Here is a 26,593-nt window from a genome sequence, read left to right on the forward strand (position 1 = left end):
GTAGTAAAATCGTTCATAGGGAAGTCCTCTCTTCTGTGAATGTGTTGTGGTAACTCTATTCTACAGAAGGGACTTCCTTTTTTCTATTTACACAAAATATTTTACACTCTCAAAACGCGCTTCGATGTTCTTTAGTAATTTTATTTTTACAATGAACCAAGTTTCCATATAAAAAGCTCATTATCAACGAACGAATAGGATTGTGTTGTTATTCGAAAACTTCTTAATGATGTTTGTAGCTGGCATAGTAAAAGCCGGATACAAATAGCGCACCTCCGATGATATTCCCAATATAGACAGGAATAAAATTCGCAAAGAATTCCAACCATGTGCCGTGGCCTTCGAAGATCGCTGCCGGAATGACAAAACAATTTGCCACACTATGCTGAAACCCGATGGCAACAAAAATCATGACTGGAAACCATATCGTCAATACTTTCCCAGCCGCATCTTTCGCACCATAAGACAACCATAATGCTAAACCGACAAACCAGTTACAGCCGATACCAGAACCAATTGCTTGTAACCAAGACGCAGCTATTTTGTGATCAGCAAGGTGAATGATTTGGTCTAAATAAACTCCTGAACTTGTCAATCCAACAAAGTGACCAAAAAAATACGCCACAAAAATCGCACCGACCATATTAGCTAAGGTAATGATCAGCCAGTTTTTCACTAGTTGCAGAAACGTGACTTTCTTATCCATAAAAGCAATCGCTACCGCCATCATATTCCCTGTAATTAATTCACCGCCCCCAAGCAGGATGACAATCAATCCGATTGGAAAAACCGCTGCTCCAACTAGACTGGTGAGACTTGAAAGTGATTCTGGAATAGAGGCAGAGACTCTAACATAGGCTAAATAGCCAAGAGAAATCATAGCCCCTCCGATGAATCCTAAAATAAGTTTCGCAATGATCGGTTTTTGTACTTTTTTGGTGCCTAGATGAATACTAATGTCCATAATTTCTTCTGGTGTGTGCATAACTCTTTGATCCCTACTTTTCCAATAGATTTTCTGATAAAAAACAATAGTGATTTCCTTCACATTTCCATCAACGATTATAACACCATCGTTTTTGATTTTGCATTGTTATTGTAAAAAAATTCACGAAATTTTCATCAGATTCTATTAAAAAAACCCCGGTTAAATCAACGTCCGTTGTTTACCGAGGAATCCGTTTGTTTTTGATCTGGGAAAGCACTCTAGAAGCAAATCCCCTTCTTGAGTTGAATATCTTAGAATTGAATGACTAATTCAGCTCTTTTATTATTTAAAGTCCTTTCCTTTAAATGCGATGGCATCCACTTGAAACAAGATGCCTACCTCACCACGGTGCGCAAAAGAAGTCTGAATAGACTTTCTGACAGGGTATTGTCCATTAAATTTTTCTTTGATGATTTTTTCCATTATCGGAATATCAAAGATATCTTTGAAAAGAGCGTCCATTTGGACCACATCTGCTAACGTAAGTCCCGCTAGTTTCAACCGTTCTTCCAAGTGATCGAAAGCACCGATTATTTGTTGTTCGACCGATTGTCCGATATTTCCGACACAATAGCCAACAAAGACTAAATTCCCAGCCTCAATCACTCCTGAATTTGCCCAATCTCGGTTAATGTCATAGCGCTTCATTTAACTCGCCTCCTGAAATAATCTATTTGAATTTTTGTCTGAAAAAACAGCCTCTGGTTTCTTACTAAAATACATAAAATTGTTCTGCTTTCTTCCAACGAGATACTCAACATCTCTCAATGCCTCCTCTGCTTTTTCTGCACCTTTAATTATCGCCTACCACTTAGAAAATGAGGCGACATGTTTGGTGTTAAAAAAGAAAGGTTGCGTCTTGTTCCCTTATCTTCAACAGTGAATCAACACAGCGATTCGAACACACGTGGTCCATATTGCTGCTCGTTCGATAGCTCTTTTCGCTAATCGCTTTGATCCCTTTAGAAAATAATCTTCAACCAGGCGCTGGAAAAGCATAGTTACGTCTCAGACTTTTACTCCCACCAATGATTACTTCAGCAAGGCAAACAAAAAAGCTAGTTGATCCTTCTATCAACTAGCACTAGTGGAAACAGACCGGCAGCCACTACTCCCCGAGTCAGAAACGAAAACAGTTAGGTAGCGGTCAATGTCTTTTTGCTCACTAGCCCCTCCTTTAAGCAGCCTGCTTATGAAGATATATCGAGAATTTTTCTAAAAGCTGTCGACTGGATGATCTTACTAAGAATGGTATAAGTTTGTCGATCATTCTTTCTAAGCAAGCTTAAGATATTCGTTACTTCTGCGCGATCTTCTGCTAGAAAGGCTTTAAAAAAAGCAAAGTAGAGCTGCGTGGTCAGAGAGAAGGTAGAATCAGTAAGCGATTCCGTCAATTTTTCATCTAAGAGTGATGCCTTCTCTAACTCATTATTTGTAATCAAGAATTGAATCATATTGACATACAATGCGCCGATTAGTCGATCAATCAACTCTGGGTAAAGTGACCACCAAGTGATTGCGGCAGCAATCGCTTTTGAGAGTAATGGCTCAATTCGTTCTTCCTCATCAAAAAAGATAAAAAAAGTTGTAATGAACAATTCCAGTTCCATCATTGAAAAACTCTTAAGACGTGTGAAATATTCTCTTAAAGTCACTAAAGGCCAGTGATCGATGGTCGGTTTTAGTGACCAAGCCAAAGCATATGCTGCAGAGCTGATCAACCGATCTGAGCTTATCTCTGACGCTTTATTGTCCCTATAGATCACTAATAACTTATCGACAGAATGCAGATTGAAGTCATAGTAAGTATCAATGACATCTCTAATCGTGATTCGCTTAGTTGCAGGATTCTCCTTATCATAAAGGAAAAAAAATTCTGATTCACTCATATTCATATTTTCTAAAATACGCTTGAATTTTAATGCTTCGATCGCGTACTCTCCTGCTTCAAATTTCGCATAAAAGCTGCGGGAAGCAACACCTGAATAAACTTCTTTTTGAGTGTAGTGTTTCGCCATTCTGATTTTTTTGATCAATGGTCCATATGCCTTCATCTGACCGCTCCTTTTCACGTATAGTATACTACACATTTTTAAAAACTGGGGAACATTTACTGATGATATAGTAACGGTAACAAGTGGAAAGGTGGTGTTCAGATGAATACAGTACTAAGCTTACAAGCATTTAAAGAAGATTCTGCCGTTTCTCCAAATTCAATCTTTACGTTTAAATGTCAAATCTCACTAAAAGTATCAGCAACAAAATAAATGCGATTAAAAAAGAATAGAATACTCCCCCCTTGGTCATTCTATTCTTTTTTAATTAGATACAAAGAGATGTCAAAGTCCCCCTTGCTTAGGTTTGGTCCTTGTCGAGCAAAAGGGGAGTAAAGCCAGTTTTTCAAAAAAATGAAATCAATACGTCAAGAAAAGAGGGAATCAATGGATTTCATCAATACATTCCACTTCATCTATCCTGATCTAAAAAATACATATACAGATCAAGCATTTACTTATTTAAACATTAACCAGAACGTTCCCAAGCAAGGATGGAAAATTCATGTTTCTGCTACTTATACTAATTATTTTTTGATACTGAGCGAATGTATCTCATGCTGTATCGAAAATGATGTAGATATGAAATTTTTGAAGAATCTTGATCAGTTTACAAACAACCTTTCTAAAAGTACCCCTAGAGCCTATTCAGGAAAGTTCATCACAATCTATCCCTCAACTTTAGAGAAGTTTATTGTGATGTGCGAAAAGTTATATACCCGATTAAATGATTTTCAGGGACCTTACGTTCTTTCAGACAAGAGATATAAAGATTGTAAAGTCCTCTACTACAGGTATGGACGTTGTCGAGCGGACGAAAATGAATCAGAGACAGAAAGAAAGCAATTAATTTGTCCCGATGGCTCTATTATCGAAGACAAACGGTTGCCTTATTATTCTCAGCCGCCTTTTGTACAAGATCCCTTTCATGATAGTTCACAACAAGAGAACCCATCTGCATTGCTGAATAATAGATACAAAGTAGAAACAGCTGTTCATTACTCCAATACCGGCGATGTATATTTAGGAACGGATACTATCGGCAATCGAAAGGTGATTATTAAAGAAGCGCGCCCCTATATCGAATCCTCTTCATCAGGTGATTGTATTGACATGCGCAAGAAAGAAATAGCCTTCTTTAACCTTTTTCCGCAGAATTGCCCAAAGGTTTATGACAGTTTTTACGAGTGGGAGCATTATTTTACGGTAGTCGAATTTATTGAAGGACCCACCCTCTCTGAGTTCTCAGATCGAGTAGTTGAAGAAGTGTATTTCGACGATCTTACTGGCAGCTATCGCCAGGATGCTCAAAAGATAATCATCGAGTTAATGAGAATGATAGTAGCGATTAATAAATTTGGAATCACGATTCATGACATTTCCAATACTAATATTATGTTACGAGACGGACAGCCAGTAATCATAGATTTTGAAGGTGGAAAATTTGCTTTTGAACAATACGATTACATCGTAAAGACTCCTGGTTTTGATAATGGGGATCATTCAATCGACAGAATGAAGCGAGATTATGTTTCCTTAGGGCTCCTGATTATTAACCTTTTCATCGGAACAAACCAACTGGCGCAATTGGATCAGCAAGCAGCACTGGAGACATTTTATCTTTTTGCTTGTCATTATCAGCTAGACCGTCGTTATTATTCACTGATCAGCAATTTACTATTGAGACCTCATTCGACGAACCTTGAAATCCAGCTCCATCTTATGTGCACCCACCCACTTGAAGCCGTCTCATTAGCGTATAACGAAATAAAAGAAAATCTATTAGCTGATGATCTTTCCAACGTGGATAAGAATGCAGTTCATTTGATCGACTCAAAAAGCAGTTCGGTTGATTTAACAGACTTAGCAAACGAAAAAGAACTATTCATTTTAGCTTATCTCAGTTATTTAATGGACAATCAAAAAATAACTTTTACAAATAACGTAGATTTCTCTTTTGAAAAAATAGGACATGTAAATAGAACCGGTTTGGCTGATTATGCTCACTTGATTATTCTTGTTTTGGTTATGAGTCCAGCACAAACGATCAATCGATTGAAACCTATGATTCACCTCTGGATACAAAAATTAATCGGTTCTCAGAATCAAGATGGCAGATTTATTTCAGAAATTGATGGGGTTGAGGGAGAAGGGCTTCTTGATGGTGCAGCAATGATCGTCTGTTCATTGGTGGAAGCTTATCGTTTTTTTCGTGAGGAAAGAATACTCCAGAGTCTTACTGATTGGCTGAACTATACAGAAAAATTTGGCAAGACACATTTCCCGCAAATCAGTAAAAGAAATGCGAATAAATCACCTTATTTGGCAAATGGTAAAGCCGGTCTGCTACTAGCAAAATGGTATGTTTTGCGAAGTGGATTAGGGACAGAAGCCATGAAAAATGAAACCTTTGAGCAAATAAAAGAACTGCCACTAGTTTCTTCAAATGTCAGCTTTGAATACGGTATTAGTGGTATCGCCTATTTGAAAGTTCTGACAAATAATCTCAAAAGAAACGATTACAACTCTCTATTAACGAATCTACTATCCTACAAGGTCAATTTCAAGGGAAAGAATCGATACCCGGACTGCACCAATTCAAGAATAGAAGCGAGATTTCTCACAGGGGAAATCGGCGTCTTATTCTTAGTGGATTGTATCCGACAGAGATTGGAGGATCATCAGTGAAAACACTCTATAAACATTATAAAAGCAATATTCTTAAAATGCTGTTGCTGTCAGGCCTCTTATCCTTTTTACGCGTTCTGCCAAGTTATCTACTGGCTTTTGCCACTAATGCTATCTTTGCCAGAAATATCAGCCAATTTCTTTTTTGGGACCTAGTGATTCTCATTCTTTGGCTGATTTATGTCTGCTCAAACTATTTCTTTTCAGTTTATCAGGAGAAAGAACTACAAAAAATCAGTCTTTCATTGCGAAAACGTGAAGCTGACTCTATCAAGACAGCCCCATTAGCAGACTTCAATAAAATCACGGCTGATGGCTATGTGTCGAAGCTGACAAATGATATCACACAAATCGAAACGCAGGGCGTGATGAGTTTATATCGTCTTTTTTTTAACGGATGGTTGATTTTGTTCTCAATTGTTGCATTGGCCCTTTTTAACCTTTGGCTGGTCGTTTTGGTCCTTGGTTTAACGGGATTGATCCTTTATATCCCTAATAAATTCGGGACAGTTCTTGTGGCGCTTGGACAAAAGTTATCTACTAGTAATTCCTCTTATACAAAAAGGATTGCCAATATCTTAAAAGGTTACAACGTTTTCCGTTACAATAATAGGCTGGCAGAAATTCCAAAAAAGATTACCGAATACTCTCAAGACCTTTCTGAGAATAAGGTTGCCATTGCAAAAACAAATCACAAGATTATGAACCTCATTGCTTTTTCTAGTTTATTGAGTCAAGTAGTCGTAGATATTGTGACAGGCTTTCTGGCAATTATCGGACAAACGACGATTGGAGCTATTAGTTCCAGTGGCAATTTAGCAGCAAACATCTTTAACTCTGTATCGTTGGTAGGTCAATCGGCCATGGAACTAAGATCCATAGAGCCCGTCATAGAAACATTTTTTGTTGATAAGCCAATCGTTCGCGCCACGAAAAAAACCTACAACGAATTCACTGATTGTATACGAATCGAAAATTTATCTTTCGGCTATGACGCAAATCTCCCGATCCTAGAAAATTTCAGTTTAGACATAAAAAAAGGGGGAAAATATCTCCTCACGGGTGATAGTGGCAGCGGAAAAAGTACTTTATTAAAAATCTTGATTGGTGATTTGGAAGGCTATTCAGGCGAAATAAAGGTGGATGGTCATCAGTTGATAGATGTGGATAGCCACTCTTTTATTCAATATATCGACCAAGACAATTATTTGTTCAACACTTCTTATAAAGAAAATGTCGCTCTTTGGAACAACTACGCAAACACAGAAATAGCCGAAGCATTGAATAAAGCCGCGGCAGATTTTGTAGATGATATTGACAAAGTAGTTGAAAACAACGGTACCAATCTTTCCGGTGGACAAAAACAGCGCATTGGTTTAGCCAGAGCCTTTATTCAAAAAAAATCAGTCATCCTCTTTGATGAAGGAACCTCTTCATTAGATAAAAAGAATACGTTGCTCATTGAGAATCTCCTTTTGGAAGACAACGAGTTGACGGTTGTGATGGTCAGTCATCATCCACTGGAAGAAAACATTCATAAATTTGATCAAATTATTTCTATCAGCGCCCCTTTAGCATCGGAAAATCAACTGATTGCAATGGCGAACGCTAGTCGTTCATGAACCGTGGAGCAAAAATTTCTCATTATTATAAATATAAATCTTCTGAAAAAAAGTGCCTCCCAATTTTTGGAGGACACTTTTTTGGAAGTCTTTTATTCAGATTTTAACAGCTGATGAAAAGCTGTTCGCAACTGCTGCATCTTCTGTGTAGCGGATGGTTGATTTGACGCATTGACAGAATAATAAATTTTAAACTTTGGTTCTGTACCTGAAGGTCTCAGACAGACCCACGAACCATCGGTAAATATATATTTTAGAACATTGGATGATGGTAATGTAATTTTTTCGATTGATTGACCGGCCATCCACCGTTCAGAAGTCAGGAAATCTTCTTTGGCCATTAAGACAAAATCCCCCAAATGAGAAAATGACAGTGATCTTAAACGATCTAACTGCTGACTCATCTGCGACAGTCCATCTTTACCGGGAAAAACTTTTGTTTCTAATTGTTCTTCGTAATAACCATAACGGTCATAGATTTCATTCAAGCGATCAACTAAATCAATTCCAGAAAGGAAACAGTCCAGTGCGGTCTCAGCCAATAATACAGCTGCTTGAATCGCATCCTTATCCCTGACAAATGGGGCTACCAGGTACCCAAAACTTTCTTCATAGCCGAAAAGAAACGTTTTATCTTTTGTTTCTTCTGATAATTGGATTTGTTCCCCAATAAATTTAAATCCTGTTAACGTGTTTCTAACTTCAATGCCATAAGCTTCGGCAATTTTTGCCCCTAAATCAGATGTTACAATCGTTTTTGCGATAAATGAATTTACTGCTTGGTGTAAAGGGCCACGATAAAATGTAGGAAAAGGGCCATCGAAAATGTAGGTTAGATTTAAAATCTGATATTCTTTTTCATGAAACCATTCAAGGAGAGTGACTCATGCGAGAAGATGTCTTAGAAGGAGTCTTACGACACATTATGAACGATATTCAACCTAACTATGCAGCCATGGCCAAGCAATATAATTGTGATTACCGAACAGTCAAGCGTTACTATGAAGCTGGAACTAAAGGGGAAGTAGAACAGATCAAAAAGAGACAATCTTCTGCTCCTCTTTTATTAAGCGGTTTTGAAGAAATTATTAAAGATAAAATGGAGTTAAGCTGTTCCGCTTCTTCAATTTATTATTTTATTAAGAAAAAAGGATATCAAGGTGACTATACCACCGTCAAACGATATTGTCGGAACTATCGAGAAAAGCGTGTAAAAAAAGCAACCATTCGAATTGAAACGACGCCAGGTCTTTCTGCTCAAGTCGATTGGAAAGAAAATATTAAGATGGTGAGTAAACATGGTGAAGTCTTTTACTTCAATCTTTTTCTATATATTCTAGGCTATTCTCGCATGAAATACTTAAAGGTAACCTTTGATCGAACCCAAGCGAATGTCTTCAATTGTTTGGTCAATGCGTTTGAGTACTGCGGGAATGGTGTTCCTCAAGAAATTTGGTTTGACAATATGAAAACAGTTGTTGATAGAAATAAAAGCCAATTTAGTCAAACCGTTTTTAACGAAAAATTTCGTCAATTTGCTAAAGATGCTGGATTCAATCCGATTGCTTGTCGCCCTTTTCGTCCACAAACCAAAGGCAAAGTTGAAGCTTTAGCTCGTACTGTTAACCGCTTAATGGTCTTTAACTACGAGTTTGAAAATGAGCAGGAGCTAAAACGAATCGTCTATGAGTTTATGAATGACTTAAATAATGAACGTTCTCAAGCAGTGAATAATCATCCCTCTAAGTTTCTTATAGATGAACAATCGATGTTGCGTCCTTTCAATCGTTTAGAATTAGTCAGATATGTTTCTAGAACCCAACACGTAATTAGAAAAGTTTCCATTGAATCCATGGTCCAATATCAAATCTCAAAGTATTCTGTTCCCGTGAAATATATTGGTAAAGAGGTAACTTTAGATGTCCGTAAGGACAGTCTATTCATTTGGTATGGCCATCAATGTATTCACTCGCACCCATTAAGCAAAAAAACCTTAAATTATCAACGTGATGACTCTCTTGAGATTCTTCGATCTGATGTCTTCAAATACTTAGAAGACGAAGAGTTGGAGCGCTTTGTAGAAGAAAATTTAGATGCTTACGATGAATTATAAGGAGGCTCATATGTCAAATTACCATCAGTTATTAAATCAATTATCAGATTTAAATCTTACCTGTATCAAAGAAATTTTACCTGCCCATTTAGATGAAGTAGCTAAAAATGAACAATCTCTAGTTGATTCTTTATTTGAATTAACACATCAAGAAATTAGCTATCGTAGAAAGGAGACCCAAAGAAAAATTTTAAAACGGGCAATGTTTCCCTATCATAAACGCCTTCATGATTTTAACTTTGATTTTCAACCCAAAATCAAAAAAAGTGAAATTCAAGATTTAGTGACATTACGCTTTTTAGACACGTATGACAACCTTTTATTCATTGGAAATAGCGGTGTTGGAAAAACCCATTTAGCCGTTTCAATTGGTTTAGAGTGTATTGATAGAGGGCAGAGCTGTTTATTTATCACTAGTACAGAACTGGTTAATCGACTTATCCGGGCACATAAACGTGGGACAAGTGATACCATGCTCAAAAAATATGCGAGCTATTCTGTATTAATTATTGATGAAGTCGGGTATCTCCCCTTCTCAAAAGAAGGATCTAACTTACTGTTTCAACTAATTAATATGCGATACGAAAGAAAATCAACGATTATTACAACGAATATTCCTCTGTCTCAATGGTCCGAAATTTTTGGTAATAAGAAATTGACTAATGCTTTATTGGACCGATTGGTCCATCATTCTAAAATTATTCAAATTACAGGACCTTCTTATCGAATGAAAAGTTATAGTGAAACGAAAGGAAAAGAAACGAAACGATAAAGAGAAAACTACCTACAATTTCAATGGCCCAAAACCAACATTTTATTATGGCCCTTGACATATATTCAATTATTACAAAACTTTTAGTATCAGAATCATAAGCTACCGTATCTAACCGAAAATTACCTACAGTAAATTCTGAAGCAACAAAGTCCAAATTAAATAATGATTCTAAGTTTTCCTCAATGAGTTCTTGCAATTGCTTTTCTTTAGCAAAAACTTCTTCTTTAATTTCTTTCATTTTCAGGTTGCTCAATTGATAAAGCGCCAAATAACTCAACCACCTTTTCAGAAGAATAAAAACCAGCTACTTCAATTACTATCCCTTCATTCTTTACCTACCTTAGTTCATTTTCTAGAGGGATCAAGGTTTCATACAACACAGTTCTCCATGCTCGCTTCATTTGTTGCGGGTATTGGAATGGCTTCGCGGTTGGATGTTTTTCTTTGTAGGCCTCAAAATCTTTACTTTGGATAATCCCTTTCATATTAGGAATTGGGTCCTCTCCAACAACATATTGAATACTTGAATAATGAAGTTCATTTGCCGAAACATTCCATTCATTTGAGAACGCATGAATCATTTGATCTCTTGCTTGCACAAAGAAGCGTCGTTTGATGGCAAAAATATCTTCTTTCACATCAAGCTCTCCGGAATCTATGGCATTCAAGATTTGTCGATACACTTCTTTGACACACTCAGTTTTGTTTAATTTCTTCAAAGCTTTCTCAATTTCTTCACGTACATCTGAACTATTGGCTGCATAAGTACCTAATAATTGATCAATATATGAGGAGTCAATGTCATACAGTCGGATTGAATTGTCGCTATAAAACTCAATAGCTGAAAAATTCATACCTCCTTCTTCCTCTTGCTCATCTACCAACGAGCCCTTGATTGTTTCATAAAAGCCAACTTGTTCTTCTAAGATAGAAACCTGTTCTTTTAAAACATCTGATTGTTCCATCTCTTCATTGTAATTGTCATACGTAACCAATGCTTCATAAGCCTTATTCAACTCTTGAAAAGCTTTCACATAATCTACTCGGGTTTCTATTGGAGTATTCTCAGTTGTTCCAGGTATTACAGTAAATGTTTGTAATTGCTTATATGCCTTTTCAAAGCGTGCTTTTGATTCTTCATAGGTTGGATAAATCAGCCCAGATTCTTCTTGTGCTTCTGAATATAGTTTTGTTGCTTCTGTCACATTATATTCCATTGTCGCAGGTTTTCTAAATGTAATGACTAGCCCTTTCTTCTTATCGGGATATGTGCGATTGGTTCGTGAGAAGGCTTGAATTAATCCTGCATATTCTAGATTTCGATCGACAAACAATGTTTGGATCGTAGGGGCATCAAACCCTGTTAAAAGCCGATCAACGACAATCACTAAATCAATTTGCTTACCGAATTGCTTAAATTCCGCTCGTTTCCGTGCCAAACGATTATTGATATCTCCGTTATAGCGTTCAATTTCTGCGATTGTCCATGCTGTATGGTAATACTCATTGTATTCTGAAATAATCTGCTGCATTTCATCTTGCTTTTCTTTGGCACTTGCTGCATTCTCATCCATAGAGTATGTAATGGCAATTCGCGGAAAATCCGGGTCCTCCATCGTTCTTCCTTCACGAATCGGTTGATCAGGAAATTCTTTTTGAAGCCAATCTGATTCTTTCGTCATTTCTTTGATCGCTCGATAGTATCTCTTTGCCATCTCAATAGAGCTTGTTGTCAAAATAGCAGACTTTGTTGGTCGTCCATTTCTAAAATCGAATTTTGTATAGGCATTATTAGGACGAAAGATTTTATGGATCACTTTCTGAATATGCTCCTCTGATTCATAAACAATCGGCTCAATGTAACTCTCCTTTTTCATTTGATCTATATTATCCACAACCAAATTGATTTGTTCTGGAGAGTATTTTGCATATTTTTCGACTTCAAGTAATTTCTGGTGAATGCGATTATCTAGTGAGGTTGGCTCAATGGTATTTTCATGCTCCACTTGAAAGCCTAATACCGAACCATCTTCTAAGGCATTCTTGATTGTATAGGTGTGCAAGACATCCCCATATTGGTCTCGAGTAGTACGAGCCAATTGTCCTTGGGCTTGCTTCTTATTCACTTCAAATATCGGCGTTCCTGTAAAGCCAAACCAAGTAGAGTTAGGAAAGAACTGTTTGATTTCCTCCATATTTTCAGCACTTAAAGCGCGATGGCATTCATCTACTACAAAAACAATATGTTGCCCAATCAGCTTTTCAAATCGCTTGGCTCCATTTTTGGCTTCTTGTTTTTTGGCATACTTCAGCGCTGCGTCTAGTTTCTGGCGGGTGGTAATAATAATTACGTTGGCATTTGCATCAGCCAAAAGTGTTTTGCCTAGCTCTTTTGCATTGCCAGTTCCCACAATTAAACTATTGGCTTTCGCATCCCCAGAAGATGTCCCTGTATTAAATTCTGAGGCAAATTTTGTAAATTCATTGGTGGTTTGATTATCTAAGTCCTTGCGATCCACCAGCATAATCGTACGATCAATACCAGACTTGCGCGCTAAAAGTTTAGTTGCAACAAAACTTGTCAACGTTTTTCCTGAACCAGTTGCATGCCAAACATAGCCGGATTGGTGCTTATTGGCCGCCACAAATAATGCCTCTATCGCATGTACCTGATAGGGATGTAATACCATTAAGGTTTTATTGTCTTGATCTTCGCTCACAATCGTGTAGTTAGCGATAAGCCGATGGGCATCTGGGATATTCAACACTTGCTTACAAAATTCATAAAGATTATCTACTTTTTTGTTGTCTCTTGTCCGCCAACTAAACAAAAATTTCCGATGCATGTCTTTAGGCATTGCATTGGCAAAATAGCGCGTCGTTTGTTCATTTGAGACAACAAACAATTGAAGCGTTGAAAAGATGTTATTACGAAAGAAACCTTCTTCAGCATATTTTTTTATTTGGTTAAAGGCTTGAAAAACACCGTCTTTTGCTGTGACCTGTTTCAATTCAATTTGAACAATCGGCAAGCCGCTGATTAATAATGTCACATCAAAACGACGGTCACGTGCGTCCGCACTACTACCTTGTTTGGCAATTTGATTCACAACTTCATACGTCGACAAGCCCCCACCTACGTCTTGGTTGGAATAAAGAATCAGCGAGATTGATCCTAAAGAAGCATCTTCACGATCAATCTTGATTCGAGCAATACCATTTTCTCCCTTTAACCATTTCGCTGCATCAAAGGGCGTTTGAGTTTTCAATAGCAATTCTGTTTTAATGGTTTCAAATTCTTTATCAGTTAAAGGATGTTCACCAATTTCTGAAAGATTATTATGCGTGATCTTCTCACGCAAATTTTGCCACAAATCAACTTCTGTCTTTAACTCTGGTCGGTACACCCATTGGTTGTGACCTTCGCCTAATATATGAATCAGGTGACTTTCTACTTCGGCTTCGTCACGATGGTTTATTTTCATTCGCTCACCTCCTTAGACAAATAATTTTTGCAGAAACCCTATTTTGGTTTCTTTTAGCCAATCGAGCTCACGCTGATGAAGAGCGATCGTGTCGTCGAGTTGTTTGAAGAAAGTGCCGATTTTTTGTTGTTCAACAAGCTCAGGATATAGAAATGATAAGTTCGAAAAATCTGTTTTGTTGACTATTTGCATTGTTCCCGAGGCTGCTATATTTTTCATTTTTTTTGACCATAATTCTGATTGAGTTAATAGAAAATATGAATCGTTTAATTCGTTTGGTGTCAACGAATTAATCTGCTGATTGAACCCGCTAGACTCTTCAACCAAAGTATTTTTACCTATACTAGCAATACAAGTAACTAAAATGGAGCCTGGTTCAGCAATTCTCGCCTTTGAATAACCTTTTGGGCTTAACTTTTTAGAACTATTGTTGGTTACTAAATGTTCCATGTCCGTAGGGGTAACCCATAAAACACCACTCTCATTGTAGTTCTCAGTGTCAGAAGTTGATGGGGTATTACCGGTCTGAATAACTCCTAAATCTTTTAACTTACGCTGTTCCCATTCTTCAGTAAATCCCGGAAAACGAATTTCTGGAACTTTATCTCCTTCTTTGGGAAACATTTTTTGTAAGAATCCTTTTTTGGTTTCTTTTAGTAGCTCTAGTTCGCGCTGATGAAGAACAATCGTATCGTCGAGTTGTTTGAAGAAGGATCCTATTTTTTTTTGTTCTTCACTATTGGAAGGAATAATAATCTCAGTTTCAAAGAAATTCGAAGCCGCAATGTTCAGTAGACCATGGTTTCTTGCTCCTTCAGCAGCATGCTTTGAAACTTCTTTAAACCAATAAGTAGTATCATAATATTTTTCTAAAAAATCCGAATCAATGTCTATAGGCTTGAATACAATATATAAAGTTGATAAAACTCCCATATCATAGCGATTTAATCGCTTGATTGCTCCCCAAGGATATCCATTTGAATAAGATTTATTATATGCAAACTCTCCATTTTTCACGAGATAATATCCACTAACATCGAGACTAGCAACAGTTTTATTAAAGAACTCATTTTGGTCTATTAACCCTTCTTGAGCTGAAATCGTTAATGGGCGAGTCGAATCTAACTCTTTATTTTTACGAGTAATCCTTTTAGCTACCTCTCCCAACTTACGCTGTTCCCATTCTTCAGTAAATCCCGGAAAACGAATTTCTGGTTTATTCTTATTCGTCATGTCTAAACACCTCTAACGCACCTTGGAGCCATTCTTTATTTTCATCATTTGTCTCAAAAGCAGCGATGGTAGAAAATAATTCTTTCACTAATGCTTGCTTTTCTTGGCGAATTTGCTTAACTTCATTCCCTACATTCTTCATATCAATACTTTCTTCTTCTTCAAACGTATCAACATAACGAGAAATATTTAAGTTATAATCATTTTTTTTTATCTCATCAAAACTGGCTAAATAAGCATATTTATCTTCAGTTGCTCTATTTTTGTACGTCGAAACAATTTTTTCAACGTTCTCAACTGATAATTTATTTTGATTTTTTCCTTTAATAAATTCTTTGCTGGCATCAATAAACAAGACATCGCGTGTTTCACGATTTTTCTTCAAAATAATCACTGTTGTTGGAATCGATGTACCAAAGAAAAGATTTGCTGGCATTCCAATGACTGCATAAATGCTACCATCTTCAAGTAACTTCTTCCGAATAACCCCTTCAGCTGCACCACGAAACAGCACGCCATGAGGCAAGACAATTGCCATTGTTCCGGAATCTTTTAAATGGTAAAAGCCGTGAAGGAGAAAAGCAAAGTCGGCTTTGGATTTTGGTGCTAGCTTTCCATATCGGTTAAAGCGGGAATCATCTAAAAAAGTCGCATCTGCTGACCATTTCGCTGAGTATGGTGGATTCATAACTACTGAATCAAATAAATACGGCTCATCTGTAGGCCAATCTTTATTAAGCGTATCGCCGTTTCTCAAATTCATATCTTCTGCGTCTACGCCATGAAGAATTAAGTTCATTTTTGCTAAATTAAAAGTCGTGGTATTCATTTCCTGACCATGATACTTGACATTCTCAGGATATTTCAAATAATTCCGTACATTCAGCATTAAAGAGCCTGATCCCATCGTCGGATCAAAGACACTGAATAATTTTTTCTCTTCTTGATCAATAGTCACAATTTGCGCCATCATTTCAGAAACTTTTTTTGGTGTGTAGAATTCGCCAGCTTTCTTTCCCGCTTCGGAAGCAAATTGGCTGATTAAGAATTCATAAGCATCCCCAATCACGTCACCATCATGCCCTAATACATCAATATCATTCAGTTTCTTTAATACTTCGGTTATTGTGACATTTCGTTGTTGATCATCTGAACCAAGTTTTTTTGATTGTAAATCGACATCATCAAACAACCCATTAAATTGCTCAAACTTTGAAGACAGCTCGGTAAAGCCTTTGTTCAAGTCATTCAATTGAAAGATATTTTGTTTTGCTTGATCAGCTAACACATTAAACAAGCGATTGGGTTCAATTTCATAACCCAGAGTATCCACAATCGTTGCTAACAAATCTTCTCTTGAATCTTCATCTGCCAGTAACTCTTGATACAATTTCGTCTGCTTCTCGACTTCATCATATTCTTCTAAGGATTCATCTGCTAATAAAACAACTTGTTGTAATAATTTATCTGAAAGATATTTGTAAAAAATCAAGCCTAAAAGATAGTTTTTATATTCTGATGCATCCATTTTGCTACGAAGATTATCCGCTGCACTAAATAGTCGCTGATTCAATTCTTGTCCCACTACATGCACACTCCTATATTTCGTTCTTTTTCCTAATTTTATCACTATAAAGCACAAAAAGAAGAAGTTTCGGGTAATTTCTTCTTTTTATGCTTTCTTTGATTTTTATTCATCTCATATTATCAAAAGCGCCTTCTCTATCCCTATCAAGTAACCCTCCAGCGATAGAAATTTTGCATAGAGATACATCCCTATTATAAGAAACGTACGTTCGATAAGCAAATAGATAAGGAAGGGAAATCTGCTGACTCAATTGGGAAAATGTCTCTTCCCCTCAAAACCTCACCCGATCTATATCCGAAGGCAATTGATCATAGACCATTTCCCAATGATTATCCTGATACAGTTCATATTTCTCGAAGACGAAGGGTAAGCCTTTGGCATGGGCAATGTCGTCGCTGTCCATGACTTGGAAGTGCAAATGAGGCGAGGTGGAGTTGCCAGAGTGACCGACGTTTCCTAGAAACTCGCCTTTTTGCAACTGTTGACCGACAGCTACGCCGATGGAATTGGTCTGCAAATGAACGAAAGCGAGATAGACTTGTGGGGCGTGTTTCACGATTAAATAGTTGCCAGCGATTTGGCTAAAGTCGTCTTGGTATTCATTAAAGGTGCGGGCATTTTTGATTGCGAGAGCTCCATCGGATACCCAATGAACGGTTTGCCGTTCCGGAATGCCGTCAACCACAGCAATGACTTCACCATCACATGGAGCATAGATAGGTTGACCCCAACAGTAACAGTTCGCTAATGGTACACCGGATAGAAAATATCTGGCAAAAGAGGTATCATAAAACGGCTTATGGGGCTTATTCCAATTGACTTGGACAAAATCAAAGGCATACCTCATTCCCATACGATTGGTTCCATGACTGGGGACGCGTTTGACAGGGGTCGTGGGGGCTTGCCACTCTCCCCTTAAGGGAAACTCGATGCGGATGGGGCTTTTGAATGGATCCATGGTTCTTCCTCCAATTCTACAGATGGTTCCTCTCGGTGCATTTTTTTCAACAGTGTTCAATGGCTGGTAGGTGGGCTTTCTAGCGTTGTAGAGAGTTTCTGTAATTGCTTGATCTTGGCTGTTAATCCGAGGGCATTTTCTTTGGCTTTTTCCAAGGATGCGATCAAACGGTCACAGACAGAAATGATGTCTCCGTCAGGATCGGGTTGGTTTAGAACAGATTTAATGTCTGGTTCCTGCGATTGATCCAGAGAATTGAGTAATCGCAAGATGGCTTCTAATGAATAGTTGGCAGAGCGCAGAATCCGAATGATTTTCAAGCGGTTCAAGTCGTCCATTTCATAAATACGGTAGCCATTCTGACTGCGCTTTAAGGTAAGAAGTCCGTTCAGTTCCCAATCTCGCAGCGCATCGGTGGTGACGCCTAAGTAGTCCGCTGCTTCTCTTCGCTTGAGGGAAAACATCCTGTCTGCGGGCTCTCCTTTCAGCAAATGTCCCACGATGCGGATGGCTTCTTTGGCTTGAGCGATTTCTCGATCAACCGCCACGATATACTGATCCAACAAGGTTTGTGCGTGATCAAAGTCATAATTCGCTAATGCTTTGATCATCTCTCGCATGCGCTCTCGCAGCCCAGACTGAAGAACTTCAATCTGGAAAGCGATACGTGCCGTTTTGATCAATTCTAGATGGTAGTCAGTGTAGATCCGATAGCCATTCTGCTTGCGCAGCGGCGTGGGGATCAATGCCCATTCTTCATAGCGGCGAATGGTATTTGGGTGAAAGCCAACGATTTTGGCAACTTCGGAAGTGCTATAGGTCTTCATTCTCCCCCTCCTAGCTTGTTACTAACAATGTTAGTTCATGTAGCGCCCGAGAGCAACTAGTATAAAGCAGGTTGCTCTTTTTTGTTAGCTGATGCGCGTGGACATCCGGCAGGATCACTTGGTCAAATTCCAATCCTTTCGCAAATTGAGGCGTGGTAAGGATTACTCCTTCTACCATTGCTTTTGTCTCTTTTGTCAGGCAAGTCAAGGGGACCTCAACAAGCTGCTGTTTGATCGCAATCATTGCGGCTTCGGTCTGACAGATAATGCCACAGGTTCGATACGACGATTGTTGAAAAGAAGCAATCTGCTGCCGAAGTTCCATCCATTTGTCTTGCTCTTTTGTTAGGTGGATCTCTGCCACTGCTTTTCCGTGACGTTCCACCGGCTGGAGATCCTGATTGGTGGTAAAGCGTTTGGCATAGGACATGATTTCATAGCTGGATCGGTAACTCCTATTGAAGGTGATTACGCGGCTGTCGGGAATGATGGTTTGTATTTGGGTCAAAAAATCAGGGCTCTCTCTGAGTAGATTTTGGCTAACATCTCCCCAGATCGTTTTTTGACAGGGAAACAATTGATCCAGTAAATAAAATTGGAGCAGAGAATAATCTTGCATTTCATCAATGACGAGATGCTTGATCTGGTGGTTGATCGGCAGTCCTTCGATCTTCCATTTAAAAAAGAGATACGGGAAGGCGTCGGAATAGGCAAGCGTATTTTCTTCTCTGATCAACGCTTCTTTTTGCGTAGCTAGGAATTTTTCATATTCCCTCAATGGCTGAGTGATTCCAGTTCGCTTCTTTAATTCACAGGCAATCCATGCCGCAGATTTATTTTGATCGCCTGGCAACTCTTGAGCCAAGCGTTGTGCCAATTCTTTTATTTGCTGCCAAAGAGCAGCGATTGGAAGGTTGGCAAACGCTGCTTGGATTTGCTGTTTTGTAAGACGGATGTCCGGCTCGATCACTATGTCTTCACGAAACAGCTTCTTTGGGATCGTTTCGAGGTACTCAGTCATGGCCCAAAAGAAGGACGCAGACCGTTTATGGAGATAGGACTGGGCTTTTTTCGATTGAGGCTTGCTGAGGATTGCTGCGATTTCCCCTTGGCGATCACCAATCACCAGTGATTCACCCATCAATGGCTGCATCAACTGTGTGATATCTGATTGAAAGAGATCATCCTCGCCTAATTCAGGCAACACAGTGGAAATGTAATCAGAGAAGACCTCATTGGGAGATAAAATCAACACCTCCGATGCGGCGAGTTCTGCTCTTTTTTGATAAAGCAGGTAGGCGATCCGATGCAATGCGATGGAAGTTTTTCCAGAACCGGCACCCCCTTGAATCAGTAGATTTCTTGTTTTGGAATCTCTGATCGCTTCATTTTGCTCCTTTTGGATCGTGCGAATGATGGTTTTCATCTCTTTGGTCGTGTGCTTACTCAGTTCATTGATCAAAAAGTCGTCGTTCAAGGCGTCGTTGCTGTCTACCAAGAAACGGATTGTGCCATTCTTGATGTCAAATTGTCGCTTCAATTGCAAGCTGCCGGTAAACTTCTTTCCCATCGACTCATAATAAGCGCTCCCTAAAGGAAAATCATAATACAATGAAGAGATCGGCGCGCGCCAATCATAGACCAGTTGCTGCCCGTAGTTGTCAACAAACCCATATCTGCCAATATAAAATTTCTCGGCTTCCTCTTCCCCGTCAAATTGAAAGTCGATCCGAGAAAAATATGGTGTTTCTTGCAGATACGACAATTTTGCGATGCGATTGGTCTCAATGGTATTCCGCTTATCGATAAACGATAAGTTCTGCTGATGGTTATAGACTTCGTATTTGTCTAATTCGTTTTTATAATCCACCGTATATTTCTTGATTTCTTTGTAGGCTTGTTCATTGGTATCCACCGTTGTTTCAAGTTCTTGGATTTGCGCGGTGATCTTTTTAGTCACATTTGCTAAGTAGCTGTTTTCATTGGTTATCGTCATCTCTTAAACCACCTTTCTTTCAGGAGTTTAGCAAGAAACTATACATTGGTGGTATAGTGTAGGGTTTGGTATCGCAAAGAAAAAGGATGCAGCGATCAAAGTCTGCATCCTTTTTCTGCTTGGTCCACTTATTTGAACTGCTTTTACTCCCAACGGAAATATCTGATCGCAACAAATAGACCGATCAATGTAATGACCACTAAAAGGGTTATCGTGAAAAAGATTCCTGTTTCTTCATGGAATGTGACTGCCTTCAGCAATTTGATTCCTTGAGTCAGTGGCATGACATCGGCAACCTTCTGTAAGCCGGTTGGCAAGATCTCATATGGAACGGTTGCTCCTGAAAGAAAAAACATCGGAAAGAAAATCGCTGAATTGATCGCACCAGTGCCTTTTTCGCTAGGAGACAAGCTGGCGACGATCAACCCGATGGCATGGATCGAAACCACCACCAACAAATAGGCAGAAATAAATTGCCCCCAATGACCGACATAGGAAAATTGGAAAAACGTGATCAAAACGCCTAATATCAACAGCATGGAAACAATACTGATCGTAAAACAAAACAACAGATGGGCGAAAAGCAATTGTGCCGGACTGATCGGTGTTACTTGGTATCGCTTTAAGATCTTGCGTTCCCGATAAGAAGACAATGCTAGCGGGAGCCCCATCACACCAGCTGAACAAATCCCGACGGTTGAGACAGCGACAAAATTCGTATTCAAGGAGTGATTGTCCGGATCCATAAATGCCATCAGACAAATGATCCCGACTGGAACAAAAATCCCAAAGATCACTGAAGACATCTCTCTCATGGAAAGTTTTGCTTCTGATTGATACAACAACCAAAATGTTTTCATTCCTACACTTCCTCCCCAACAAGCGTCAAGAAAGCCTCTTCGAGATTCTTCTTATTCACTTTTAATAGAATATCAGCTACCGTCCCGCTGGCAACTTCTTTGCCTTTGTTTAACACTAGAATCCGATCACACAGCGTTTCCACTTCATCCATGTAATGAGAGGTCAGAAAGATAGTGACCCCCTTGTCTTTCAAAGCGAGCAAGTATCGCCAAACCTCGCGCCGGGCCTGGGGGTCCAGTCCGGTTGTCAATTCATCCAAAAAAATGATTTGCGGATTCCCCATGATAGCCAAAAGGATACATAGCTTCTGTTTCTCGCCCCCCGATAATGTTCCGAGAAATGAATTCAATTTAGAGGCAAGGCCAAATTCATGGAGCGCCTGCTTCCAGTTTAGCGGGTTTTCATACAACGAATGGGTGATCTCGCAAATCTCTCTTACCTTCAATTGATTTTGAAAGGCAGATTCTTGGAATTGGACCCCCACATACTGAAACAGTCGTTTCCGTTCAGCCTTAGGATCTCTTCCCAAAAGCGAGATCCTTGCTGAATCACATTTTTGTGTGCCCAAAATACAATCGATCGTCGTGGATTTCCCTGCCCCGTTATGTCCTAACAAACCAAAGATGGTGCCCTTTTCGACTGTGAAACTAAGATCATCAATCACTCGTTTCTCCCCAAATGTTTTGCTCAATCCATGAACCTGTATCGCTGCTTGTTTGCTCATACATTCCCTCCCATCTGATCTGGACTCAGTTTAGCCGAAAATCAAACAATGATGGGATAGTGGAGGGAATAGAATTTTTTTCTAAACAAGTTTGCAAATTCCTAAACATGTTCAGAACAAAGGGAAAACACTTACATTTCAAAAAAGATTCTTTATACTAGTTTTTGAAGAAACAGTGGCCACATCGTTCTTCTATTCAAAAATAGCCTTCAGTGCTGCACTTAGCAAAAGCTCAAATTGGTTCAGTGTTGTGCCAAAGAAAAGATTCGGTTGGTAATCGGAGATTCTTTGGGGAGTATATGTTTCTGTACTAATGGTCAGTGTGGCTAGGCTGCCGATTTTTGAATTTTTTTGACCAACAAAAGCAATCACATCGATATGGTGGTCGTTAGCCATTTTCGCTAGCTCAGCTAACCGAACTGTATCCCCAGAATTAGAAATAATAACGAGCAGAATGTCTTGCTGCACTTGCTGTCTAAGAAATTCCAGATGGCTATTGGCAGTCGCACGAAAGCCATATAAATTAAGAGATTCCGAAAAATAATTGGCGAGATTCTGAGAGAAACCGGAGCCAAGGATCATGATGCGCTTGTCGCGATACTCAGAGAGTAAATCGATAAATGCCGCCTTTTCCTCATTGGAGAAAGTGCTTGGCATCGCAATGTCCGATTGGCTGTTACCTAGTGCAAAAACCAACTCGCTATAACCGGAATAGCCGATTTTCTTGGCCATATTGATGATCGTTGCAGTAGAGACATAGGATGCTTTAGCCACATCGCGAATCCCGATAGTTTTTAATGACTGCCGATTTTTTTTCATAAAACGCAAGACTTCTGCTTCTGAATCATTCAGTTGGTATTTATCTATAAGCATTTCAACATCCATAAGATCCACCTCAAATTTTATCAATTAGGAGTATTATATCATGACAGAAACGAAATTTATTCAAGATCCCTGGGCAAAAATGACGACCCGCAACGGCTTACGCGGAGATGAAGTTATCTCGGCATTGCAAAAATCGATTCGTCGAGGCAAAGAAAAAGAGGCGTGTGAATTTGCCTATGAAATGTATATCACCTCACCGCAATTTGAAGAAAAACTGTGGAGAAGATTACTAGCGATCAGTGTTGAAGATGTAGGTATGGGAAATCCAATGGCTGCCATTATGATCAATAACTTAAACACGATGCGCAAGGAATTCCAATACAACGAATCCGACCGGGCGATGTATTTCTTCCATGCGATTCGTTACTTATGCCAGTCGGAAAAAGACCGCTCATCAGACTTACTCAAGAATATTGTGATCAAGAGTTTCGCGATGGGCTATGTTCCAGAAATTCCTGATATTGCCTTGGATAAACATACTGTCCGCGGACAGGAAATGGGCCGTGGTTCCGAACATTTCTTACATGAAGCCAGCAAAGTAATCCCACAAGCAAAAGTCACTAATGACTACAAAGAACAATACGAAAAAATCATCGAGAACTATGATCCAGATCACGTTGTGCCAAGCGCGTTTTCATTCAATCCTTGGCAAGTATAGGAGGAAGTTACATGGAAAACTCTGCATTTATCATGAAGCTGAATGACGTCCTAAGCCCCATCGCAGCAAAAATCGGCAATCAGCGCCACTTAAAAGCTATATCCAGCGGTATGATGTTTGGACTACCATTTATTGTTATCGGTTCTTTTTTTCTAATCTTTGCCAACCCACCCATCAACATGGATCAGTACCATCCTGAAACAGCCAATATCTTTATGACATTTATGGCTGGCTGGAAAGATTTCGCTGTAGCAAATTATGATCTCATCACCGCGCCTTATCAATTGACGATGGGCATCATTGGTTTCATCAGCGTCTTTGGGATTGCCTTCTCTCTTGCAAATGAATACAAAATCAACCCTTCCATGAATGGTATGGTTGCATCCGTCATTTTTCTAATGGTTTGTACACCAGTAAAAGAAGGCGCGATCAGCCTCAATTTTCTAGGAACAAACGGACTCTTCGTCGCAATCATCATCGGCTTGTTAGTGGTAGAAATCAATCGTTTATTTGAAGTGAAACAGATCAAATTGAAACTGCCAGATACCGTTCCACCCATGGTGGCAACCTTCATCAATATGCTCGTTCCGCTGTTGACAAATATCATCATCTTCTATGGGATCAATTTGATCTTCTTAGCAGCAACAAACAAAATCTTTCCTGAAGCAGTGATGGAAGTTCTGACTCCTGCAACGAACATCGCTGGCAGTCTCGGCGGTTTCTTGTTGATCGTGACCTTGGGCAATATCTTATGGCTGTTTGGCATCAACGGCTCTTCAATCATCTTTCCCATCGTCTTTACACTGGGAATGGCTCAAACTGGCTTGAATGCCGAGCAAATGGCAAATGGCGAAACCATGACACACTTAATGAACTTACAAATGTTTCGGATTTCAGTCCTTGGCGGAGCTGGTGGTACTTTGGGATTGGTTTTATTGATGATGCGAAGCAAAGTTCCCGAATATCGCACCATCGGAAAATTATCCTTGATTCCTGGAATCTGCTCCATCAACGAACCAGTGATCTTTGGCTTACCAATCGTTTTTAATCCCATTCTAGCAATCCCATTTTTGGTCACTCCGATCATTTCGTTATTGCTGACCTACTTTGCTCAGAGTCTTGGATGGATCGGAATTGGCTTTATTGTTGATCCTTCCTTCACACCGTTTTTTGCACAAGCTTATCTTTCAAGTATGGACTGGCGCAACATTCTCTTTTGCCTACTGTTGATCGTCATCAGTATCTTCATATACTATCCATTCTTTAAAGTAATGGAGAACAATAAGACAAAATTAGTCGATCAAAATCTATAACCATTCTTCGTAACAAAAACTAGAACAGCTAAATGATTTTGCTTTATACTAAAAAAAAGACAAATCCTTTCCCATTCATCGAATCAACTCGATTCGAATCAGAAAAGGATTTGTCTTTTTTGGTTAAAACTCCTTCATTTAAAAGACCTGAAAAGTCAGCACAGGTTTAGGCATAATGAAAGATTTCAAAGCGGAGGCCTTCTGGCGTCTCAAAGAATAGTGCATAATAATTAGGCGCGATCCGTTCTTTGTATTCCATTGGTTTCCCATGAAGAATCTTTACTCCTAGTGCTTTGATTTTTGGATAGATCGCGTCTACGGCTTCCCTGCTTTCTGCTTTAAAAGCAATGTGTTGGAGGGAACCAGGCTTTCTAGAATCAATTGTCTCATTGATCCATTCTTGCTTTGGCGAACAGATTCCAAAATCAAAGGTATCACTCAAATACTCTACTATTTCCATGTCGGCATGTTCGAGATAGCCTGAATATTTCTTTTGAACATCAAAACCTAACAAATGGAACAATTGATCATAAAAGGGTTCCGCTTTTTTTACATCGTTGACAGTAATTTGAATGTGGTGGATTTGATACATCAGTGGCTCTCCTTTCGTTATAAACCAAAACAGTTAACAGTTCTCGATAGCAAAGGGTGGGTACTGAATCGCTCTTGTCGCCAAGTGAATGAGTTTTTCCTGATTGTCGTCAGCCGCAATTCGATTCGTCTTTAGAGTACCACAATTTCGGCAACGGTGAATGATTGCCCATTCGCCATCCTCCTTGGACCAAATACTGATAGGATCCATCTTCCCTCGCACAAAGAAGCTCGGTCTCCGGGAAGAGTATCCGCATGAAGACTCGTTAAACAGTGGGGACAGTGGTTGCGATGCTGACTACCTGCATTTTCAGGATTTACCGGTCGACCGCATTCTTCACAGATAAAACTGTCAAGACAATTGAAAGTAACTCTAACAATTTTTAAATTGTTCTATCAGTTTCCTTGAAGGTGGTTTACGATCAATTTTCTACATACTTAGTTTATTTAGTATAAGAAAGTTTAAACTTTACATATATTTTTCTTGTATAAGGATTAGTTCTTCTTGTCTATGATAAAATTTATTAAACAGTTTGAAAGTAAAAACTATTCAAAGAAAGTGGGCGATAACAATGGGATTTTGGTATTTTTTAACGTTAGCTGTCGGTATAACTTTGTTGATCATAAGTGTTTCAAATAAAGAAGTATCTAGATCAACCAAATTCGTAATAGCCTGTTTTGTTTTAGGGATCTTGTTAGTCATAGGTAGTCTACTTTTATTTTTACCAGGCAGCTCTTCGATTATTGAGCAACTACTTCAACTAAATTAGCTTCGTTATTAAAAGCCGACTTTCTAAAAAAAGAAAATCGGTTTTTATTTGTACTGGTCGAAAAAAATTTTTCTACGGCTGGTTTTGACTTTATTTTAGATCCAGCTGAACGATCAACGGCTCCCCTTCTTGCATTGCTTCATCCAACATTAAAGAATAAACATCGGCATCCTCTTTCGTGATACGTAACTGTTGCGCACTCATTTCGCCAGCACCCACTTCTTGAATACGCATCATTTGGTTCTCTGGATCCACGCTAAGTCCTCCATTCTTTGGTTTGGCGAATTAGCGGTAAAAAAACGTATCTGGGGTTTGAAGTTAGGTTTCAAAAAAATATAAGAAAAGCCCCATTTAATGTAGTGACCCCAAAAAGTTAGACTTTTATGGAGTGGAGAAATCCACTCCTTTTTTGTATGATAAGATTAACTGTTAGACAGCTGTTTTTACAGCTTCTCGAAACTGAA

General features: G+C 38.9%; 21 protein-coding genes and 1 pseudogene. 6 read left to right on the plus strand and 16 right to left on the minus strand.

All coding sequences use genetic code 11. The features are described 5' to 3' along the window. Window positions 1–223: 223 nt before the first annotated feature. The 3 genes from ACTFWY_RS16650 to ACTFWY_RS16660 form a co-directional block, all read right to left on the minus strand. On the minus strand, window positions 224–985 hold the full coding sequence (locus ACTFWY_RS16650; protein ID WP_005470423.1) for a formate/nitrite transporter family protein: 762 nt from the start codon (window positions 983–985) through the stop codon (window positions 224–226). 285 nt (window positions 986–1,270) lie between these two features. Further along, on the minus strand, window positions 1,271–1,636 hold the full coding sequence (locus ACTFWY_RS16655; RefSeq protein WP_003125490.1) for a RidA family protein: 366 nt from the start codon (window positions 1,634–1,636) through the stop codon (window positions 1,271–1,273). Between the two features lie 542 nt (window positions 1,637–2,178). Then, window positions 2,179–3,042 carry a helix-turn-helix domain-containing protein gene (locus ACTFWY_RS16660; RefSeq protein WP_394898745.1) on the minus strand — a complete coding sequence of 288 codons (864 nt, stop codon included), beginning with the start codon at window positions 3,040–3,042 and terminating at the stop codon, window positions 2,179–2,181. A 699-nt stretch (window positions 3,043–3,741) separates the two neighbouring features. Here ACTFWY_RS16660 and ACTFWY_RS16665 point away from each other — a divergent pair. Both ACTFWY_RS16665 and ACTFWY_RS16670 read left to right on the plus strand, forming a co-directional pair. Then, on the plus strand, window positions 3,742–5,730 hold the full coding sequence (locus ACTFWY_RS16665) for a hypothetical protein (protein WP_439927289.1): 1,989 nt from the start codon (window positions 3,742–3,744) through the stop codon (window positions 5,728–5,730). Then, the gene (locus tag ACTFWY_RS16670; protein ID WP_439927286.1) at window positions 5,727–7,352 is read left to right on the plus strand and encodes an ATP-binding cassette domain-containing protein; all 1,626 of its coding nucleotides are present in this window, start codon (window positions 5,727–5,729) and stop codon (window positions 7,350–7,352) included. The genes ACTFWY_RS16665 and ACTFWY_RS16670 overlap by 4 nt, the downstream gene beginning before the upstream one ends. A 92-nt stretch (window positions 7,353–7,444) precedes the next feature. On the opposite strand, the gene ACTFWY_RS16675 is transcribed toward ACTFWY_RS16670, so the two are convergent. After that, window positions 7,445–8,197, minus strand: a complete 753-nt coding sequence (locus ACTFWY_RS16675; RefSeq protein ID WP_353939399.1) for a hypothetical protein — start codon at window positions 8,195–8,197, stop codon at window positions 7,445–7,447. A gap of 41 nt (window positions 8,198–8,238) precedes the next feature. Here ACTFWY_RS16675 and istA point away from each other — a divergent pair, with 41 nt between their 5' ends. Further along, window positions 8,239–9,465, plus strand: a complete 1,227-nt coding sequence (gene istA, locus ACTFWY_RS16680) for an IS21 family transposase (protein ID WP_439927285.1) — start codon at window positions 8,239–8,241, stop codon at window positions 9,463–9,465. Window positions 9,466–9,475: 10 nt separating this feature from the next. Further along, entirely contained in the window at window positions 9,476–10,237 is a 762-nt protein-coding gene (gene istB, locus ACTFWY_RS16685; RefSeq protein ID WP_003129321.1) for an IS21-like element helper ATPase IstB, read from the plus strand. 338 nt (window positions 10,238–10,575) lie between these two features. On the opposite strand, the gene ACTFWY_RS16690 is transcribed toward istB, so the two are convergent. The 9 genes from ACTFWY_RS16690 to ACTFWY_RS16730 all read right to left on the minus strand — a co-directional run bounded on the left by ACTFWY_RS16690 (window position 10,576) and on the right by ACTFWY_RS16730 (window position 22,797). After that, entirely contained in the window at window positions 10,576–13,725 is a 3,150-nt protein-coding gene (locus ACTFWY_RS16690; protein WP_368243674.1) for a type I restriction endonuclease subunit R, read from the minus strand. A gap of 12 nt (window positions 13,726–13,737) precedes the next feature. Then, the gene (locus tag ACTFWY_RS16695; RefSeq protein ID WP_288551689.1) at window positions 13,738–14,958 is read right to left on the minus strand and encodes a restriction endonuclease subunit S; all 1,221 of its coding nucleotides are present in this window, start codon (window positions 14,956–14,958) and stop codon (window positions 13,738–13,740) included. Further along, window positions 14,948–16,543: a type I restriction-modification system subunit M gene (locus ACTFWY_RS16700; RefSeq protein WP_288551690.1), complete on the minus strand. Its 1,596-nt coding sequence runs from the start codon at window positions 16,541–16,543 to the stop codon at window positions 14,948–14,950. The genes ACTFWY_RS16695 and ACTFWY_RS16700 overlap by 11 nt, the downstream gene beginning before the upstream one ends. Before the next feature lie 274 nt (window positions 16,544–16,817). Beyond that, window positions 16,818–17,504 (minus strand): M23 family metallopeptidase, encoded by a 687-nt coding sequence (locus ACTFWY_RS16705; protein WP_288551691.1) that lies wholly within the window; start codon window positions 17,502–17,504, stop codon window positions 16,818–16,820. A gap of 56 nt (window positions 17,505–17,560) precedes the next feature. Then, complete coding sequence (locus ACTFWY_RS16710) at window positions 17,561–18,331, minus strand: MerR family transcriptional regulator (RefSeq protein ID WP_288551692.1); 771 nt, start codon at window positions 18,329–18,331, stop codon at window positions 17,561–17,563. A gap of 10 nt (window positions 18,332–18,341) precedes the next feature. Continuing rightward, window positions 18,342–20,327 carry a HelD family protein gene (locus tag ACTFWY_RS16715; RefSeq protein ID WP_439927282.1) on the minus strand — a complete coding sequence of 662 codons (1,986 nt, stop codon included), beginning with the start codon at window positions 20,325–20,327 and terminating at the stop codon, window positions 18,342–18,344. Window positions 20,328–20,470: 143 nt separating this feature from the next. Beyond that, the gene (locus tag ACTFWY_RS16720; RefSeq protein ID WP_288551694.1) at window positions 20,471–21,187 is read right to left on the minus strand and encodes an ABC transporter permease; all 717 of its coding nucleotides are present in this window, start codon (window positions 21,185–21,187) and stop codon (window positions 20,471–20,473) included. A gap of 2 nt (window positions 21,188–21,189) precedes the next feature. Beyond that, window positions 21,190–21,912: an ABC transporter ATP-binding protein gene (locus tag ACTFWY_RS16725; protein WP_148407992.1), complete on the minus strand. Its 723-nt coding sequence runs from the start codon at window positions 21,910–21,912 to the stop codon at window positions 21,190–21,192. A gap of 192 nt (window positions 21,913–22,104) precedes the next feature. Then, entirely contained in the window at window positions 22,105–22,797 is a 693-nt protein-coding gene (locus ACTFWY_RS16730) for a MurR/RpiR family transcriptional regulator (RefSeq protein WP_144335835.1), read from the minus strand. A 40-nt stretch (window positions 22,798–22,837) separates the two neighbouring features. On the opposite strand from ACTFWY_RS16730, the gene ACTFWY_RS16735 reads away from it, so the two are divergent. Together ACTFWY_RS16735 and ACTFWY_RS16740 are read left to right on the plus strand one after the other, a co-directional pair. Beyond that, window positions 22,838–23,455, plus strand: coding sequence for a hypothetical protein (locus ACTFWY_RS16735; RefSeq protein ID WP_003125462.1), 618 nt, complete (start codon window positions 22,838–22,840; stop codon window positions 23,453–23,455). Window positions 23,456–23,466: 11 nt separating this feature from the next. Next, entirely contained in the window at window positions 23,467–24,768 is a 1,302-nt protein-coding gene (locus ACTFWY_RS16740) for a PTS sugar transporter subunit IIC (RefSeq protein WP_029486393.1), read from the plus strand. Window positions 24,769–24,934: 166 nt separating this feature from the next. Here ACTFWY_RS16740 and ACTFWY_RS16745 read toward each other — a convergent pair whose 3' ends face one another. From ACTFWY_RS16745 to ACTFWY_RS16755, 3 genes and pseudogenes are all read right to left on the minus strand, one after another. Continuing rightward, on the minus strand, window positions 24,935–25,360 hold the full coding sequence (locus tag ACTFWY_RS16745) for a VOC family protein (RefSeq protein ID WP_439927279.1): 426 nt from the start codon (window positions 25,358–25,360) through the stop codon (window positions 24,935–24,937). 33 nt (window positions 25,361–25,393) lie between these two features. Continuing rightward, window positions 25,394–25,740: pseudogene (locus ACTFWY_RS16750) on the minus strand (RNHCP domain-containing protein). 479 nt (window positions 25,741–26,219) lie between these two features. After that, window positions 26,220–26,384: a hypothetical protein gene (locus ACTFWY_RS16755; protein ID WP_003125452.1), complete on the minus strand. Its 165-nt coding sequence runs from the start codon at window positions 26,382–26,384 to the stop codon at window positions 26,220–26,222. Between the last annotated feature and the right edge of the window lie 209 nt (window positions 26,385–26,593).

This window comes from Enterococcus sp. 125944 (assembly GCF_051909435.1).
Taxonomy (GTDB): Bacteria; Bacillota; Bacilli; order Lactobacillales; family Enterococcaceae; genus Enterococcus_D; species Enterococcus_D gallinarum.

What these genes read in the sequence shown, in the direction of transcription:
- ACTFWY_RS16740 (WP_029486393.1), top strand. Translation starts at nt 23,467, where the DNA reads ATGGAAAACTCTGCATTTATCATGAAGCTGAATGACGTCCTAAGCCCC.
- ACTFWY_RS16730 (WP_144335835.1), bottom strand. Translation starts at nt 22,797, where the DNA reads ATGGATGTTGAAATGCTTATAGATAAATACCAACTGAATGATTCAGAA.
- ACTFWY_RS16650 (WP_005470423.1), bottom strand. Translation starts at nt 985, where the DNA reads ATGCACACACCAGAAGAAATTATGGACATTAGTATTCATCTAGGCACC.
- istB (WP_003129321.1), top strand. Translation starts at nt 9,476, where the DNA reads ATGTCAAATTACCATCAGTTATTAAATCAATTATCAGATTTAAATCTT.
- ACTFWY_RS16725 (WP_148407992.1), bottom strand. Translation starts at nt 21,912, where the DNA reads ATGAGCAAACAAGCAGCGATACAGGTTCATGGATTGAGCAAAACATTT.
- ACTFWY_RS16710 (WP_288551692.1), bottom strand. Translation starts at nt 18,331, where the DNA reads ATGAAGACCTATAGCACTTCCGAAGTTGCCAAAATCGTTGGCTTTCAC.
- istA (WP_439927285.1), top strand. Translation starts at nt 8,239, where the DNA reads ATGCGAGAAGATGTCTTAGAAGGAGTCTTACGACACATTATGAACGAT.
- ACTFWY_RS16745 (WP_439927279.1), bottom strand. Translation starts at nt 25,360, where the DNA reads ATGTATCAAATCCACCACATTCAAATTACTGTCAACGATGTAAAAAAA.
- ACTFWY_RS16715 (WP_439927282.1), bottom strand. Translation starts at nt 20,327, where the DNA reads ATGACGATAACCAATGAAAACAGCTACTTAGCAAATGTGACTAAAAAG.
- ACTFWY_RS16655 (WP_003125490.1), bottom strand. Translation starts at nt 1,636, where the DNA reads ATGAAGCGCTATGACATTAACCGAGATTGGGCAAATTCAGGAGTGATT.
- ACTFWY_RS16690 (WP_368243674.1), bottom strand. Translation starts at nt 13,725, where the DNA reads ATGAAAATAAACCATCGTGACGAAGCCGAAGTAGAAAGTCACCTGATT.
- ACTFWY_RS16720 (WP_288551694.1), bottom strand. Translation starts at nt 21,187, where the DNA reads ATGAAAACATTTTGGTTGTTGTATCAATCAGAAGCAAAACTTTCCATG.
- ACTFWY_RS16705 (WP_288551691.1), bottom strand. Translation starts at nt 17,504, where the DNA reads ATGGATCCATTCAAAAGCCCCATCCGCATCGAGTTTCCCTTAAGGGGA.
- ACTFWY_RS16695 (WP_288551689.1), bottom strand. Translation starts at nt 14,958, where the DNA reads ATGACGAATAAGAATAAACCAGAAATTCGTTTTCCGGGATTTACTGAA.
- ACTFWY_RS16735 (WP_003125462.1), top strand. Translation starts at nt 22,838, where the DNA reads ATGACAGAAACGAAATTTATTCAAGATCCCTGGGCAAAAATGACGACC.
- ACTFWY_RS16660 (WP_394898745.1), bottom strand. Translation starts at nt 3,042, where the DNA reads ATGAAGGCATATGGACCATTGATCAAAAAAATCAGAATGGCGAAACAC.
- ACTFWY_RS16665 (WP_439927289.1), top strand. Translation starts at nt 3,742, where the DNA reads ATGTGCGAAAAGTTATATACCCGATTAAATGATTTTCAGGGACCTTAC.